This is a genomic window from Mycobacterium paraffinicum, assembly GCF_001907675.1.
Classification (GTDB): Bacteria; Actinomycetota; Actinomycetes; order Mycobacteriales; family Mycobacteriaceae; genus Mycobacterium; species Mycobacterium paraffinicum_A.
The window spans coordinates 25,462-41,749 of the sequence record NZ_MPNT01000043.1; the positions used below are offsets into that span (position 1 = coordinate 25,462).

At 70.5% G+C, this 16,288-nt stretch carries 14 protein-coding genes; 9 read left to right on the forward strand and 5 right to left on the reverse strand.

Annotated elements, in window-relative coordinates; all coding sequences use genetic code 11:
* Positions 1-95 precede the first annotated feature (95 nt).
* Positions 96-3,389 carry an error-prone DNA polymerase gene (locus tag BRW65_RS27825; RefSeq protein ID WP_073880226.1) on the forward strand — a complete coding sequence of 1,098 codons (3,294 nt, stop codon included), beginning with the start codon at positions 96-98 and terminating at the stop codon, positions 3,387-3,389.
* A gap of 111 nt (positions 3,390-3,500) precedes the next feature.
* Positions 3,501-3,845: a hypothetical protein gene (locus BRW65_RS27830; RefSeq protein ID WP_073880228.1), complete on the forward strand. Its 345-nt coding sequence runs from the start codon at positions 3,501-3,503 to the stop codon at positions 3,843-3,845.
* Between the two features lie 98 nt (positions 3,846-3,943).
* Here BRW65_RS27830 and BRW65_RS27835 read toward each other — a convergent pair whose 3' ends face one another.
* A complete protein-coding gene (locus tag BRW65_RS27835) occupies positions 3,944-4,354 on the reverse strand; it encodes a TIGR03667 family PPOX class F420-dependent oxidoreductase (protein ID WP_073880230.1) in 411 nt (136 codons plus the stop codon).
* Between the two features lie 22 nt (positions 4,355-4,376).
* On the opposite strand from BRW65_RS27835, the gene BRW65_RS27840 reads away from it, so the two are divergent.
* Positions 4,377-5,021: a nitroreductase family protein gene (locus tag BRW65_RS27840; protein WP_073880232.1), complete on the forward strand. Its 645-nt coding sequence runs from the start codon at positions 4,377-4,379 to the stop codon at positions 5,019-5,021.
* On the opposite strand, the gene BRW65_RS27845 is transcribed toward BRW65_RS27840, so the two are convergent.
* Both BRW65_RS27845 and BRW65_RS27850 read right to left on the reverse strand, forming a co-directional pair.
* A complete protein-coding gene (locus tag BRW65_RS27845; protein WP_073880234.1) occupies positions 5,022-5,348 on the reverse strand; it encodes a YciI family protein in 327 nt (108 codons plus the stop codon).
* Between the two features lie 35 nt (positions 5,349-5,383).
* The gene (locus BRW65_RS27850) at positions 5,384-5,848 is read right to left on the reverse strand and encodes a tRNA (cytidine(34)-2'-O)-methyltransferase (RefSeq protein WP_073880236.1); all 465 of its coding nucleotides are present in this window, start codon (positions 5,846-5,848) and stop codon (positions 5,384-5,386) included.
* Positions 5,849-5,865: 17 nt separating this feature from the next.
* On the opposite strand from BRW65_RS27850, the gene BRW65_RS27855 reads away from it, so the two are divergent.
* From BRW65_RS27855 to BRW65_RS27880, 6 genes are all read left to right on the forward strand, one after another.
* Positions 5,866-6,486, forward strand: a complete 621-nt coding sequence (locus tag BRW65_RS27855) for a class I SAM-dependent methyltransferase (RefSeq protein ID WP_073880238.1) — start codon at positions 5,866-5,868, stop codon at positions 6,484-6,486.
* A gap of 296 nt (positions 6,487-6,782) precedes the next feature.
* A complete protein-coding gene (locus tag BRW65_RS27860) occupies positions 6,783-9,578 on the forward strand; it encodes an ATP-binding protein (protein WP_073880260.1) in 2,796 nt (931 codons plus the stop codon).
* Positions 9,575-9,997 (forward strand): roadblock/LC7 domain-containing protein, encoded by a 423-nt coding sequence (locus BRW65_RS27865; protein ID WP_073880240.1) that lies wholly within the window; start codon positions 9,575-9,577, stop codon positions 9,995-9,997. Before BRW65_RS27860 ends, BRW65_RS27865 begins: the two co-directional genes overlap by 4 nt.
* 6 nt (positions 9,998-10,003) lie before the next feature.
* Entirely contained in the window at positions 10,004-10,390 is a 387-nt protein-coding gene (locus BRW65_RS27870; protein WP_073880242.1) for a DUF742 domain-containing protein, read from the forward strand.
* A complete protein-coding gene (locus BRW65_RS27875) occupies positions 10,371-10,967 on the forward strand; it encodes a GTP-binding protein (RefSeq protein ID WP_073880244.1) in 597 nt (198 codons plus the stop codon). Before BRW65_RS27870 ends, BRW65_RS27875 begins: the two co-directional genes overlap by 20 nt.
* Positions 10,964-11,515, forward strand: coding sequence for a pentapeptide repeat-containing protein (locus BRW65_RS27880; RefSeq protein ID WP_073880246.1), 552 nt, complete (start codon positions 10,964-10,966; stop codon positions 11,513-11,515). The genes BRW65_RS27875 and BRW65_RS27880 overlap by 4 nt, the downstream gene beginning before the upstream one ends.
* Positions 11,516-11,517: 2 nt before the next feature.
* Here the strand turns inward: BRW65_RS27880 and BRW65_RS27885 are convergent, their stop codons facing one another.
* Entirely contained in the window at positions 11,518-14,073 is a 2,556-nt protein-coding gene (locus BRW65_RS27885) for an ATP-binding cassette domain-containing protein (protein WP_073880248.1), read from the reverse strand.
* A gap of 1 nt (position 14,074) precedes the next feature.
* Positions 14,075-16,090, reverse strand: coding sequence for an ATP-binding cassette domain-containing protein (locus tag BRW65_RS27890; protein WP_073880250.1), 2,016 nt, complete (start codon positions 16,088-16,090; stop codon positions 14,075-14,077).
* Between the last annotated feature and the right edge of the window lie 198 nt (positions 16,091-16,288).

Consider the following 16,288-nt stretch of genomic DNA (forward strand, 5'->3'; position numbering starts at 1 on the left):
ACCGTGTTTAGGAGTTGAAGATCGGTTTAACAACGGTTGTCCTGCACCGGAGGTAATTCGAACACATATTCGATAGACTGCGGTCGTGGGCCGGTATGGGTTGGTTTAATGGTCCGCCGAGCTGGGCGGAAATGGAGCGGGTGCTCGACGGCAAGCCGCGCCACGCCGGCGCGCCGGCGGAGCCCCCGGAGGACGCCCCGTTGTCGCGCAGGCGCGGGACATACCGGCCGCCCGACGACGCCCGGCCGGCCCGCTCGTCGGTCCCGTATGCCGAGCTGCACGCACACTCGGCGTTCAGCTTCCTCGACGGTGCCAGCACCCCGGAGGAGATGGTGGAGGAGGCTTCCCGGCTGGGCCTGCGGGCGCTGGCGCTGACCGACCACGACGGCCTGTACGGGGCGGTGCGGTTTGCCGAGGCGGCTGCCGAGCTCGAGCTGCGCACCGTGTTCGGCGCCGAACTGTCCTTGGGTCCCGGGGCCCGCACCGAGACGCCGGATCCGCCCGGCCCGCACCTGCTGGTGCTGGCCCGCGGCCCGGAAGGTTACCGGCGGCTGTCGCGGCAGCTGGCCGCGGCGCACCTGGCCGGCGGGGAGAAGGGCAAGCCGCGCTACGACTTCGACACGCTGACCGAGGCTGCGGGCGGACACTGGCACATCCTGACCGGGTGCCGCAAAGGTCATGTGCGCCAAGCGCTTTACGAGGGTGGCCCGGACGCGGCGGAGCGGGCGCTGGCCGACCTGGTGGACCGGTTCGGCGCTCACCGGGTCAGCGTCGAGCTGACCCAGCACGGTCACCCGCTCGACGACGAACGCAACGCGGCGCTGGCCGGGTTGGCGCCGCGTTTCGGCGTCGGTGTCGTCGCCACCACCGGCGCGCATTTCGCCGGGCCGCCGCGGCGCCGGTTGGCCATGGCCATGGGCGCCATTCGGGCACGGCAGTCCCTGGATGCCGCCGCCGGATGGCTGGCCCCGCTGGGCGGTTCGCACCTGCGATCGGGCGAGGAGATGGCCCGGTTGTTCGGGCAGGTGCCTTTTGGGGGGCCCGATGCGGTGACCGCCGCCGCCGAGCTCGGCGAGCAATGCGCGTTCGGGCTGGCGCTGATCGCCCCGCAGCTGCCACCCTTCGACGTGCCCGCCGGGCACACCGAGGACAGCTGGCTGCGGCAGCTGACCATGGCGGGCGCGCGCGACCGCTACGGGCCGGCCGATGCCGCGCCGCGCGCGTACGCCCAGATCGAGCACGAGCTGAAAGTCATTGAGCACCTGAGCTTTCCGGGCTACTTCTTGGTGGTACACGACATCGCCCGGTTCTGCCGAGAGAACAACATCCTGTGCCAGGGCAGGGGATCGGCGGCCAATTCCGCGGTCTGCTACGCCCTGGGCGTCACCGCGGTGGACCCGGTGGCCAACGAGCTGCTGTTCGAGCGCTTCCTGTCGCCGGCCCGCGACGGGCCGCCCGACATCGACATGGACATCGAATCGGACCAGCGCGAGAAGGTCATCCAGTACGTCTACGACAAATACGGCCGCGACTACGCCGCCCAGGTCGCCAACGTCATCACCTACCGGGGCCGGATCGCGGTGCGTGACATGGCCCGCGCGCTGGGCTTCTCCCAGGGGCAGCAGGACGCGTGGAGCAAACAGATCAGCCACTGGAACGGGCTCGCCGATTCGCCCGACGTCGAGGGCATACCCGAACAGGTCGTCGACCTGGCCAACCAGATCCGCAACCTGCCGCGGCACATGGGCATTCACTCCGGCGGCATGGTGATCTGCGACCGCCCGATCGCCGATGTGTGCCCGGTGGAGTGGGCGCGCATGGAGAACCGCAGCGTGTTGCAGTGGGACAAGGACGACTGCGCGGCAATCGGTTTGGTGAAGTTCGACCTGCTCGGGCTGGGCATGCTCTCGGCGCTGCACTACGCCATCGACCTGGTGGCCGAGCACAAGGGGATCGAGGTGGACCTGGCCCGGCTCGACCTCTCCGAGCCGGCGGTGTACGAGATGCTGTGCCGCGCCGATTCCGTCGGCGTGTTCCAGGTGGAGTCGCGGGCCCAGATGGCCACGTTGCCCAGGCTGCGGCCGCGGATCTTCTACGACCTGGTGGTGGAGGTCGCGCTGATCCGCCCCGGGCCCATTCAGGGCGGGTCGGTGCACCCCTACATCCGGCGGCGCAACGGTCTGGACCCGGTCGTCTACGACCACCCGTCCATGGAGCCGGCGCTGCGAAAGACGCTGGGGGTGCCGCTGTTTCAGGAACAGCTGATGCAGCTCGCGGTCGACTGCGCCGGCTTCTCCGCCGCCGAGGCCGACCAGCTGCGCCGCGCGATGGGCTCCAAGCGCTCGACCGAGCGCATGCGCCGGCTGCGCGGCCGGTTCTATGACGGCATGCGCGAACTGCACGGCGCCCCCGACGAGGTGATCGACCGGACCTACGAAAAGCTGGAGGCGTTCGCCAATTTCGGCTTCCCGGAAAGTCACGCGCTGTCCTTCGCGTCGCTGGTGTTCTACTCGTCGTGGTTCAAGCTGCACCACCCCGCGGCGTTCTGCGCGGCGCTGCTGCGCGCGCAGCCGATGGGTTTCTATTCACCGCAGTCGCTGGTGGCCGATGCGCGCCGGCACGGCGTGACGGTGCACGGCCCGGACGTCAACGCCAGCCTGGCCCACGCGACCCTCGAGAACGCGGGCACCGAGGTCCGGCTCGGGCTGGGCGCGGTGCGCCACATCGGGGACGCCCTCGCCGAGCGGCTGGTCGAGGAACGAAAAGCCAACGGCCCGTTCGCCTCTCTGCTGGACCTGACCACCCGGCTGCAGCTGTCGGTGCCGCAGACCGAGGCGCTGGCCACGGCCGGGGCGCTGGGCTGCTTCGGGATGTCCCGGCGGGAGGGGCTTTGTGCGGCCGGGGCGGCCGCCACGCAGCGGCCGGACCGGTTACCGGGGGTGGGATCGTCGTCGCACATCCCGGCGTTGCCGGGGATGAGCGAGCTGGAGCTGGCCGCCGCCGACGTGTGGGCCACCGGCGTCTCCCCGGACAGCTACCCGACGCAGTTCCTGCGCGAAGACCTCGACGCGATGGGCGTGATTCCCGCCGAGAAGCTGCTCAGCGTGCCCGACGGCGACCGCGTGCTGATCGCCGGCGCGGTGACTCACCGGCAGCGGCCGGGTACTGCCCAGGGCGTGACCTTTCTCAACCTCGAGGACGAGACGGGGATGGTCAACGTGCTGTGCACGCCGGCGGTCTGGGCGCGGCACCGCAAGCTGGCCAACTCCGCGCCGGCGATGCTGGTGCGCGGCCAGGTCCAAAACGCCAGCGGCGCAGTCACCGTCGTCGCCGAGCGGCTGGGCCGCATAACGCTGGCGGTCGGCTCGAAGTCACGGGATTTCCGCTGAGCCGGTTCGGAGTTTGCGCAAAAACGCACATAGCAAAATGTGCCGCGTCGTACGCTATTCGAACAGATCGCTTGGAATCGGCTGTATTGATCGAGTGTCAAGGGAGTCGAAATGAACTTCAGGCCCGTTCGTCACGGCACGGCGATACTGGGTTGTGCTGCGGCGCTTGTTCTTTCGCCCGCGGTCGCCAGCGCCGACCCGCCGGACCCGCACCAGCCGGACATGACGAAGGGCTTCTGCCCGGGCGGTCGATGGGGTTACGGCAATTTGGCCGTGTGCGACGGCGAGAAGTATCCCGACGGGTCGTTTTGGCACCAGTGGATGAAAACCTGGATAGTCGGCCCGCAGTTTTATTACGACTGCGTCGGCGGCGACGAACCCCTGCCGGGGCCGCCTCCGCCCGGTGGCTGCGGCGGGGCGATTCCTCCCGACCAGCTGGCGCCGCCCCCAGCCTGATCCAGCGGGTGGTGTCCCGGCCATTGCGCCGAGTGTGCTCTGGTGGCGAAAAATCGGCCAAATTCTCGCCGTCAGAACACGTTCGGCGATGGGTCATGCTACGCGGTCGGCGTCGTCCACACCTTCGTCGGCGTGATCCTCAGCCGGGTGCTGTACGTCGCCATCGCCTCGGTAAGGCCGAATTTCGCGGCAAGGTCCTCGTACTTGGCCCAGTACGGGCCGTCGTCACGACAGTCCACGTCCGTGGCGTCCACCGCCGCGCTGCCGCCGACGACGACGATTCCGCCGCCGTTGCCGTCGGAATCCAGGTTCAGGCTCACCTCGGGGTGCGCCTTGATGTGGGCGACCTTGGCCGCCTGCGGCATGGAATAGACCGTCAGGCCGGCGCCGTCGAAGTGGAACCAGATCAGCCGCGGCACCGGCAGCCCGGACTTCGCCACCGTGGTCAGCCAGCCGTAATAGTCCGATGTCAGCCGCTCGGAAACTTCTTGTGTCAGTTCGAGGCTCATAGCGCAACGGTAGTCTCCCAACATGACCCTCAACCTGTCCTTCGACGAAGTCCTCACCACCACCCGCTCGGTCCGCAAACGCCTGGACTTCGACAAGCCGGTCGGACGCGACGTGCTGATGGAATGCCTCGACCTGGCGCTGCAGGCGCCCACCGGATCCAATTCGCAGGGCTGGCAGTGGGTGTTCGTCGAGGACGGGGACAAGAAGAAGGCGATCGGCGACGTCTACCTGAAAAACGCCCGGGCCTACCTGAGCTCACCCGCTGCCCAATACGCCGAGGGGGACACCCGCGGGGAGCGGATGGACAAGGTGCGCGACTCCGCGACCTACCTCGCCGAGCACATGCACGAGGCGCCGGTGTTGTTGATTCCCTGCATCTTTGGCCGGGAGGAGAAGCAGCCGCTGGGCGGGGTGTCGTTCTGGGCGTCGCTGTTCCCGGCGGTGTGGAGCTTCTGCCTGGCGCTGCGCTCCCGCGGGCTGGGGTCGTGCTGGACGACGCTGCACCTGCTCGCCGGCGGTGAAAAGCAGGTCGCCGACGTGGTGGGCATCCCGTATGACGAGTACAGCCAGGGCGGGCTGTTCCCGATCGCCTACACCAAGGGCACCGACTTCCGCCCGGCCAAGCGGCTGCCGGCCGAGCAGCTCACCCACTGGAACACCTGGTAATCAGGTCTGCAGGGGCCAAACCTCGACGACACCGTGTGCGACCGCGCACGGCGTCTGGCTCACCCGCTCGATCGCCGCGTCGATGTCCTCGGCGTCGATGATCGCGAACCCCGCGATCGGCATCGTCGATCGGAGGAAGGGGCCCGGGTCGATCCGCACCCCCGCGCCGTCCGGATTGCGCACCTGGACCGGGTCTCCGGCTCGGCCGATGAGCGCACCGGACGCGTTGAGTTCGTCGTCGCGGGCGTGCGCGGCCTGTTTGCGGTCGTCGCTCAACTGGTGGTATCCGGCTTCATCGCCGTAACCGATCGTGATGAAGGTGGGCATATCAGTCTGACTCCCGCCTGGTGCGGAACTAATCGCTACACGGCGCCGGAATAACCGTGCTGCCGCCAGGCCTCGTAAACCGCGACGGCCGCGGCGTTGGACAGGTTCAGCGAGCGCCGGCCCGCCAGCATCGGGATGCGCACCTGCTGCGTGATGTGCTCGTCGGCCAGCGTCGCCGCGTCCAGCCCGGTCGGTTCGGGCCCGAACAACAGCACGTCGCCCGGCCGATATCGGACGTCGGCGAACGAGGTGGGCGCGTGCGAGGTGAACGCGATCACCCGTTCCGGCGAGAGCGCCTCCCACGCGGCCGGCAGCGACGGGTGCACGGTGACCGACGCCAGGTCGTGATAGTCCAGACCGGCCCGCCGCAGCTTGGGTTCGGACAGGTCGAAGCCCATCGGCTCGACCAGGTGCAGTTCGCATCCGGTCGCCGCCGCCGTGCGGATGGCGTTGCCCGTGTTGGGGGCGATGCGCGGGGAGAAAAACATCAGCTTGAACACAACGCGATAATGGTCGCATGGTCGAGCAGAGCCTCTGGATGCGGAAAGTCGCTGCCGATCCCGGACATTCGCACTGGTACATCGAGCGGTTCCGCGCCATGGCCCGCGCCGGTGACGACCTGGCCGGCGAGGCGCGCTTCGTGGACGCGATGGCGCCCCGCGGCGCCCACATCCTCGACGCCGGCTGCGGTCCCGGCCGGCTGGGCGGCTACCTGGCCGCCGCCGGTCACCACGTCGTCGGCGTCGACGTCGACCCGGCGCTGATCGAAGCGGCCGAGCAGGACCATCCCGGGCCGCGCTGGCTCGTCGGCGACCTCGCCGAGCTCGACCTGCCCGCCCGGGGCGTCACCGAGCCGTTCGACGTGATCGTGTCGGCCGGCAACGTGATGACGTTCCTGGCGCCCAGCACGCGGCGCCGGGTGCTGGACCGGCTGCGGGCCCACCTCAAGGACGACGGTCGGGCGGTGATCGGCTTCGGCGCGGGCCGCGACTACCGGTTCACCGAGTTCCTCGACGACGCGGCCGCCGCCGGGCTCGAGCCCGATCTGCTGCTGTCCACCTGGGATCTGCGCCCGTTCACCGATGACTCGGATTTCCTCGTCGCCGTCCTCCGCCGCGCCCGGCTCCGCCGCGCGTAACGCGCTGTAAATGGCGGCGACCCGCCGCGCCCGGCTCCGCCGCGCTTGCGATCGCCGGGGGTTTGCCAGGATCGTCGGCCCGCGGGCGGACCCACCTTGGAGGGGCCTGTCTGCTCAGTACGGATTCTGGTGACCTGGGCCGCGGGCTGTCATACTCGTCGGATTGCCACGTCGACGCGCTCGCGCCCATCTGGCGTGGCACGGGTGGATAAAGCAGGAAGTCTCATGAGCCTCTCGTTTTCTCGAGCGCTGAGCGTCAGCGCAGCGGCCGGTCGCGCGGCCGGGCCGACGTGACCATGTTCGCCCGCCCGGCCACCCCCGCCGAGGCGGTCCCGTCCGAGTCCCCGCAGCCCCGCGCCGCCGAGGCGGCGCCGGCCAAACGCCCGCCGACCTGGTCGCTGAGCAACTGGCCGGTCCGGTGGAAGGTCTTGGCGATCGTGCTGGTCCCGCTGGTGCTGGCGACGGTGTTCGGGGGGCTGCGCATCCAGGGCGCGATGGCGAACGCCGCCGGCCTGCGGCTGGCCGCCGCCCGCGCCGACCTGGTCCCGGTGCTCACCAAGTACATGTCGGCCCTGGACGTCGCCCTGCTGGCGGGTAGCACCGGGCGCGACGTGGAGGGGGCCAAGAAGAACTTCGAGGCGCGCAAATACGAACTGGACACGCGGCTGAGCGACACCGATGTGACGCCCGAGGTGCGGACCGGGGTGACCAACCTGCTCGACGGCGGTCAGATGCTGGTGAACAAGGCCGCCGACAACAACCTCGGTTTGCGGGAGCGGGTGACCCTCTACGCGCCGATCCTGTTGACGGCCGAGGACGTCATCAACGCGTCGGTCCGTGTCGACGACGAGAAGATCCGCGCCCAGACCCAGGGCCTGAGCCGGGCGGTCGGTGCCCGCGGGCAGATGACGATGCAGAAGATCCTCGTCACGCGGGGCGCCGACCTGCCCGAGCCGCAATTGCGGACCTCGATGATCACGCTGGCCGGGACCGAGCCGTCGACCCTGTTCGGGATGAGCGAGGTCCTCGGCGCCGGCTCGCAAGAGGCCAAGACGCTGCAGCAGCAGCTGGTCACCCGGCTGGCGATCATGTCCGATCCGGCCAGCGCGCTCGTCGACAACGCCGACCTGCTGCGCTCGATACAGACCACCGACGACATCGCCGACCAGATCATCAACGACGCCACCGCGTCGGTGACCAAATCCGTGCACGCCCAGGCCGCCGACAGGCGCAACGCCGCCGTCCTCGACACCGTCCTGGTGCTGTCCGCGATCGTGATCGCGCTGATCGTGGTGCTGCTGGTGGCGCGCGCGCTGGTCCGGCCGCTGCGCGTCCTGCGCGACGGCGCCCTCAAGGTGGCCCACACCGACCTCGAGGAGGAGATCGCCCGGGTGAAGGCGGGCGCCGAGCCGACGCCCGAGCCGCTGCCGGTGTACACCACCGAGGAGATCGGCCAGGTCGCCCACGCGGTCGACGAACTGCACACCCAGGCCCTGTTGCTCGCCGGCGACGAGGCCCGGTTGCGGCTGTTGGTCAACGACATGTTCGAGACCATGTCGCGGCGCAGCCGCTCGCTGGTCGACCAGCAGCTGTCACTCATCGACGGGCTGGAGCGCAACGAGGAGGACCCCGAGCGCCTGGACAGCCTGTTCCGGTTGGACCACCTCGCCGCCCGCCTGCGCCGCAACAGCGCCAACCTGCTGGTGCTGGCCGGCGCGCAGCTCGCCCGCGACCAGCGCGACCCGGTGCCGCTGTCGACGGTGCTCAACGCCGCGGTGTCGGAGGTCGAGGACTACCGCCGCGTCGAGATCGCCGGGCTGCCCGAGAACAGCACGCTGATCGGCGCGGCCGCCGGCGGCGCGATCCATCTGTTCGCCGAGCTGATCGACAACGCCCTGCGCTACTCACCGCCCGCGACGCCCGTGCGGGTTTCGGCGGCCCGCGGCGGTGACGGCGGAGTCGTGGTGCGGATCGCCGACTCCGGCTTGGGCATGAACGACGCCGATCGGCGCATCGCCAACATGCGGCTGCAGGCCGGCGGTGAGGTCAGCCCCGACAACGCCCGGCACATGGGCCTGTTCGTGGTCGGCCGGATCGCGGCCCGGCACGGCATCCGGGTGGGCCTGCGCGGCCCGGCGGCCAACGAGGCGGGCTCCGGCACCACCGCGGAGATCTACCTGCCGCCAACGATTCTCGAGGGTTCGGCCCCGCAGGCGCGAGTCGCCCGGATCCGGGCGGTTTCGTCGCCCACCGCGCAGCTCGCTGCCGCGGCCGCCGAGGAGCAGCGCCGGCCCGAGCCGGCGGCCCAAAACGCCCACGCCGGGGGCCTGGCCCCGCCGGTCACGTTGCTGCCGCGCCGCAATCCCGGTTCCAGCGGCATCACCGAGGTGCCCGCCGAACCCGCCGATCCGCCACCGCAGCGGCAGCGCCGCGAACTGCCCACCCCGTGGTGGGAAAGCGGGGCGCCGGCCGCACCGAGCGCCCCGGAGCCCAAGACCGCCCGCGCTTCGGACACGTCGGCGTTCTTCGCCGCGCGATCGCGGGAGGCCGACAAGGCGGCCGATGAGCCGGCCGACAAGCAGCCCGACACGCCGCCGGCCCCCGACACACCGCCGGCCCCGGCCGTGCCGCGCCCGTCGATCCCGGCCGTGCCCAAGAGCGCGGCCACGCCGACGAGCGCGACCCCGGACGACGACGACGTCATCTACCGGCGGATGCTGTCGGAGATGCTCGGCGATCCGCACGACCTCGTCAACAGTCCCGACCTGGACTGGCAGTCGGTGTGGGACCGCGGCTGGACGCTGGCCGCGGCCGCCGAGGACAAACCCGTCGAATCGCGCACCGCCGAGCACGGCCTGCCGGTCCGCACGCCCGGCGCCCGGCTGGTGCCCGGCGCGGCCAACGGGACGGGCCGCCCCGACGAGGACGAGGGCCCAGAACCCAACGGCGGCCTGCATTCCGGCCGCGAGCCGCAGCACGCGGCCGCCGCGCGCGACCCCGAGGCGGTGCGCGCCTCGTTCAGCAGCCACTTCGGCGGCGTGCGCACCGGCCGGTCGCATGCCCGCGAGACCCAGGGGCCCGATCAGGAATGAGCGCACCCACGAATCCCCCGCAAGCGGGCGGTACCCCCAACCTGGACTGGCTGGTGACGCGCTTCGCCCGCGAGGTCCCCGGCGTGGCGCACGCCCTGCTGGTCTCCGTGGACGGGCTGCCGATCGCCGCCAGCGAGCACCTCCCGCGCGAGCGCGCCGACCAGCTGGCCGCGGTCGCCTCCGGGCTGGCCAGCCTCGCGACCGGCGCCGCGCAGCTGTTCGAGGGCGGCCAGGTGCTGCAATCGGTCGTCGAGATGCAGAACGGCTACCTGTTGCTGATGCGGGTCGGCGACGGCTCGCACCTGGCCACGCTCGCCGTGACGTCGTGTGACATCGGTCAAATCGGTTACGAGATGGCCATCCTGGTCGAACGGGTCGGGGGCGTGGTGCAGTCCACCCGCCGGTCCGGCGTGTCGTGAGCCGCGATGGACGAACGCGAGCCCCGGCATCTTGCTGAGCCGACCGCACGTCGAGGGAATCTGGTCCGCCCCTACACCCTGACGTCCGGGCGGACCGGCACGGACGTCGACCTTCCGGTGGAAGCGCCGATTCAGACGCTGCAGGCCGGGTTGGCTCACCGATGGCCACCCGACGACGCGAAAGGCAAGATCATCCGACTGTGCGTCGGCAGCCCGTCGGTCGCCGAGATCTCGGCTCGGCTGGATCTGCCGCTCGGCGTCACGCGCGTCCTGGTCGGCGATCTGGTTTTGTCCGGCTACCTTCGGGTGCACAGGACGTTGTCCGAGCGTTCGACCAGAGATGAGCGCCACGACCTGATAGGAAGGACGCTGCGTGGCCTTAAGGCACTCTGAGGCGCACTCCGAGGTGTACTCCGATTCCGCCCACGCCTCGACGAAGATCGTCATCGCCGGCGGATTCGGCGCCGGCAAGACGACGTTCGTCGGCGCGGTGTCGGAGATCATGCCGTTGCGCACCGAGGCGATGCTCACCGACGCCTCGACCGCCGTCGACGCGCTCGAGGCCACCCCGGACAAGCGGACCACCACCGTCGCGATGGACTTCGGCCGGATCACGCTCGACCAGGACCTGGTGCTCTACCTGTTCGGGACGCCGGGTCAGCGCCGGTTCTGGTTCATGTGGGACGACCTGGTGCGCGGCGCCATCGGGGCCATCGTGCTGGTGGACTGCCGGCGGCTGGAGGACAGCTTCGCCGCGGTCGACTTCTTCGAGCACCGCAACCTGCCGTTTTTGGTCGCGGTCAACGAGTTCGACGGTGCCCCGCGCTACCCGGTCGCGGAGGTGCGCGAGGCCCTCACCCTGCCCCCGGACATCCCGGTGATCACGGTCGACGCCCGGGATCGCCGGTCGGCGACCGACGCGCTGATCGCCGTCAGCGAATACGCACTGGCCAGCCTGACGGCCAATTGACCGAGCGGTGGGTCGATCGCCACTTCGAGGGCCACGGTTTCATCGACGAGGACCTCAGCCGGCTGGACACCGAACGCGCGGTGTTCGACGGGTGCGACTTCAGCGGCGCCAACCTGGCCGAGTCCCGACACCGCGGGTCGGCGTTCCGCAATTGCACCTTCCGGCGAACCTCGTTGTGGCACAGCACTTTCGCGCAGTGCAGCATGCTGGGCTCGGTGTTCGTGCAGTGCCGGATGCGGCCGATATCCTTCGACGAGGTCGACTTCACGCTGGCGGTCCTGGGCGGTAACGACCTGCGGGGCGTCGACCTGAGTGGCTGCCGGCTGCGGGAGGCCAGTCTGGTGGAGGCCGACCTGCGCAAGGCGGTGCTACGCGGCGCCGACCTGTCCGGCGCGCGGGTGACGGGCGCCCGGTTGGACGACGCCGACCTGCGCGGCGCGACGGTGGATCCCGCGTTGTGGCGGACCGCCTCGCTGACGGGCGCCCGAGTCGACGTCGGCCAGGCGGTGGCCTTCGCGGCGGCTCAAGGCTTGCGCCTGGACGGCTGAAGTCACTGCTTGAGCCGGATGCGCCAGCGCACCACGGCGGCGTAGGTGACCGACAGCAGCGCGAGCATGCCCATGTCGAACAGCCAGGTGCCCGGCGTGTGCTGGAAGTGGCTATCCCGCGGGCTCTGCGGGCCGGGCGCCACGGCCCACAGATCGACCGTCGACGCCTGCGCGGCGTATCCCCACCGCGAGGGCACCGCCCAGGACAGCTGATCGAGGAAGATCCGGTTGGTGACCGGCACCATGCCGCCGGACAGCACCATCTGCATCATCAGCGACACCACCAGCAGCGGCATGATCTGCTCGTTGGAGCGCGCCAGCGCCGACAGCAACAGGCCCAGCATCGCCGCGGCCACGCACGTCGCCGCGACGGCGACGAACAGCTCGACGGTCGCGTTGCCGAGCAGGACGGCCGGCCGCTTCGGCGGGCCCTTGCCGACCACCACGATCGCGGTCGCGACCGCCGCCTGGGCGACGGCGAACACGCAGAACACCGCGATCTTGGCCAGCAGGTAGGCGGTGGTCGACAGCCCGACCGCCTGCTCCCGCCGGAAGATCGGGCGCTCGCCGATCAGGTCGCGGATCGTCAGCGCGGTACCCATGAACGCCGCGGCCATGGTGAGCAGGGTCAGGATCGTCCCGGCCTCGCCGGCCGACTCGCTGGTCGGATCGGCGTAACCGAAACCGGTGTGGCCGGGGACGGTCAGCGACAGCGCACCCATGATGAACGGCAGCACCGCCAGGAACACGAAGTAGGCGCGGTCGGAGACGACCAGGCGGACCTGGCGGCGGGCGATGGTGGAGAACTGGCGGCGCAGGCTGGTGCGCGGCGGGACGCCGAGGTCGGCGGGCGCCTCGGTCTGCGCCGGCGGCGGCGGTTTGTTCTGCGCCAGGAAGCGGCGGTTGGCCTCGTCGGGGTCGGCGCCCACCTTCGCGAAGATCTGCGCCCAGTTGGTGGTCCCCATGGCCGCCCCGATCTGGTCGGGCGGCCCGAGGAACGCGGTCTTGCCGCCCGGCGCCATCAGCAGCACCTGGTCGCAGACGTCGAGGTAGGTCAGGGAGTGCGTGACCACCAGCACCACCCGGCCGGCGTCGGCGAGCTGGCGCAGCATGGTCATCACCTGCAGGTCCAGCGCCGGGTCCAGGCCCGAGGTGGGCTCGTCGAGGATCAGCAGCGACGGCCCGGTGAGCAGCTCGAGCGCCACCGACGCGCGCTTGCGCTGCCCGCCTGACAGCTTGTCCACCCGGGTCTCCGCGTGCTGCGTCAGCCCGAGTTCGTCGAGAACCTGCGCGACGACCTGTTCGCGGTCGGCCTTGCTGGTGTCGGGCGGCAGCCGCAGCTCGGCCGCGTAACCCAGGGCCTGGTTGACCGTGAGCTGGCGGTGCACCACGTCGTCCTGGGGCACCATCCCGATCCGGGTGCGCAGCGACGCGTACTCGGTGTGGATGTTGTGGCCCTCGAACGTGACCACTCCGGCGGTCGGCGTCGCGTAGCCGGCGATCAGCCGCGACAGCGTGGTCTTGCCCGCGCCGGAGCCGCCGATGAGGGCGGTCAGCGTGCCCGGGCGGGCCGTGAGCGAGATCTTCTCGAGCAGGTTCTTGCCGTTGACGCTGAAGTCGACGCCGTGCACTTCCAGCCCACCGGTGCGCGCCGCCGCCTCCTGGCGGCGCACCAGGATGCCGCCGGACAACACCAGGTCGACGTTGCCGATGGTCACCACGTCGCCCTCGGACAGCACGGCGGACGCGGCCTTGACCCCGTTGACGAAGGTGCCGTTGCTGCTGTGGGCGTCGCGGATCTCGGGGCCCGCCGGGGTCGGGGTGAGGAACGCGTGATGGCGCGACGCCAGCACGTCGTGGATGACGATGTCGTTGTCGAGCGCCCGCCCGATCCAGGCGGCGCGCCCCGGCCGCTCGGTCGGGCGCCCGGAATCCGGGCCCAGGTTCTTCACCCGCGTGGTGGGGAACTCGGCCACCTGGCCGCTCACCCCGATCCGGGTGGGCGGGCTGGTGTCGCGCGGCCCGCCCGACTGCGGCACCGATCGGGTCGCGGCGTCCGGCCGGACGATCGGGACCGCGGTGGTGCGCTGGGGGCCCGCCCAGGGGCGCGGGCGCGGCGGCTGAGCCGGGGGTTGCCGCGGCGGGGCCTGCGGTCGGGGCCCGGTCGACGGCGCGGGCGCCGGATCGATGGGCGGCGTGATCACCGGAATCGACTCCGTGGTGGGCGGAAGCATGCCCACGGTGCCGGTGTGGTGGCCGATCTCGAAGGTGATCCGGGGGCCGTCGGGCTTGCCGATGTTGATGGTCTGGCCGTCTTCGACGTCGACCAGCGGCATCCGCTGGCCGTTGAGGTAGATCCCGTTCAGCGAATTGTTGTCCAGCGCAATCCATTTGCCGCGGTCGAAGCGCAGCAGCAGGTGCGAGCGGGCGACCAGCGGGTGCGCCACCCGCAGGTCTGCCCGCAGGTCGCTGCCGACGACCACGTCGCGCCCGGCCGCGAAGCTGCCCTTCGATCGGTCGGATCGAACAGTCAGGACGGGCTGGCCGGCTTGGGTCATCTCAGCGTTTCAGGCGGATGTGCCACCGGACGAAGCCGGTGTAGGCGATGGACAGGAACGCCAGCATCGCCATGTCGAACACGAAGATGTGTTTCGAGTGCTGCCAGATCGGGTCGTTGGTCGGGATCTGTTTGACCTTGACCAGCGACGGAAAGTCGATCGACGAGGCGCCCGCCGCGTAACCCCAGCGCGCGGGCGTCAGCCAGGCAAGCTCCTCGAGGCCGAAGCGTTGATAGACGGGGATCATGCCGCTGGAGAACACCAGCTGCGACATGATCGACACCACGAGCAGCGGCATGATCTGTTCGTTGGACTGCGCCACGGCCGACAACAACAGGCCCAGCATCGCCGACGCCACACAGGTGCCGGCGACGGTGACGAACAGCGAAAACGTGGAGTTCCCGAAGAAGGGCGGGTTCGCCGTCGGCGCGCCCTTGCCCAGCCGCACGATGATGGTCGCGATCGCCGCCTGCAGCGTCGCGAAGACGCAGAACACCGCGATCTTGGCCAGCAGGTAGGCGGTGGTGGACAGGCCGACGGCCTGCTCCCGCCGGAAGATCGGGCGCTCGCCGATCAGGTCGCGGATGGTCAGCGCGGTGCCCATGAAGACGGCACCGATGTTCAACAGCACCATGATGTACTGCGGCTGCGTGGGCGCGGGGCCGAGCGGGTCGGCCGGCCCGAGGCCGGGATGGGGGCCCTTGACCGTCAGCGACAACGCCCCGATGAGGAACGGCAGGATCGCCAGGAAGATGGTGTAGCCGCGGTCGGATATGACGAGGCGGACCTGGCGGCGGGCGATCGTGGACAGCTGCCGCCACAGGTCGGTCTTCGGCGGCTCGCCCAGGTCGGCCGGGCTCTGCGGGGTGGGCGGCCGCGACGACTGCTGATCGCGCTCCTTGAAGCGGCGGTTGGCCTCGTCGGGGTCGGCGCCCACCTTGGCGAAGATGTCGGCCCAGTTACGGGTGCCCATGGCCGCCTCGACCTGATCGGGCGGGCCGCAGAAGGCGGTCTTGCCGCCCGGCGCGACCAGCAGGATCTGGTCGCAGACGTCCAGGTAGGACACCGAGTGGGTTACCACCAACACCGTGCGTCCGGCGTCGGCGAGCTGGCGCAGCATCAGCATGACCTGCCGGTCCAGCGCCGGGTCCAGGCCGGAGGTCGGTTCGTCGAGGAGCAGCAGCGACGGCTGGGTGAGCAGCTCGAGGGCCACCGACGCGCGCTTGCGTTGGCCGCCGGACAGCTTGTCGACGCGGGTCTCGGCGTGCTTGGTCATGTCCAGTTCCTCGAGGACCTGGGCGACGACCTGGGCACGCTCGGCCTTGCTGGTGTCGGGCGGCAGCCGCAGCTCGGCGGCGTAGTTCAGGGCCTGGTTGACGGTCAGCTGGCGGTGCACGACGTCGTCCTGCGGCACCATCCCGATCCTGCTGCGCATCGTCGCGTACTCGGCGTGGATGTCGTGGCCCTCGAAGGTCACCGAGCCCGAGGTGGGGCTGGTGTAACCCACGATCACCCGCGACAGCGTGGTCTTGCCGGCGCCCGAGCCGCCGATGATGGCCGTCAGCGTGCCGGGCCGGGCGGTCAGCGAGATGTGGTCGAGCAGTTGCTTGTTCTGGTCGACGGTGTAGCAGACCGAGTTGACCTCCAGGCCGCCGGACCGCGTCGCGGCCTCGGTGCGCCGCAGCAGCTCGCCGCGGGTGAACACCAGGTCGACGTTGCCGATGGTGACCACGTCGCCCTCGGTCAGCACGGCGGACCCGACCCGCACGCCGTTCACGAAGGTCCCGTTGACGCTGTGCGCGTCGCGGATCTCGGTGCCCAGCGGCGTCTGGGTCAGGAAGGCGTGGTGACGGGACGCCAGGACGTCCTGGATGACGACGTCGTTGTCGGTGGCCCGGCCGATCGTCAGCGCGCCGGAGGGCTTGTGCATAGCCCCGGACCGCGACGGCATGAGCGCCTGGAACATCTTGGTGGCGAGGTTGGCCACCTCGGGCGGCTTGGCGGCGCTGCGCGCCATCTCGGTCTGCGGCGACGCCGCCCCGGCTATTTGCGGGTGCGGCGGGAAGTTGGCCGGCGGGGGGGGGGGGGGTGGTTCTTTTTAACCTCTCTTCCTCCCCGCGGAGGGGGGAGGTGTTAGGTCTGGGGGGGGGGCGGGTGTTTTAGACAGTAATTGTCGGACGCTAGGTTGCTGGTGGGTGTGTGTTGAGGGTGTGTG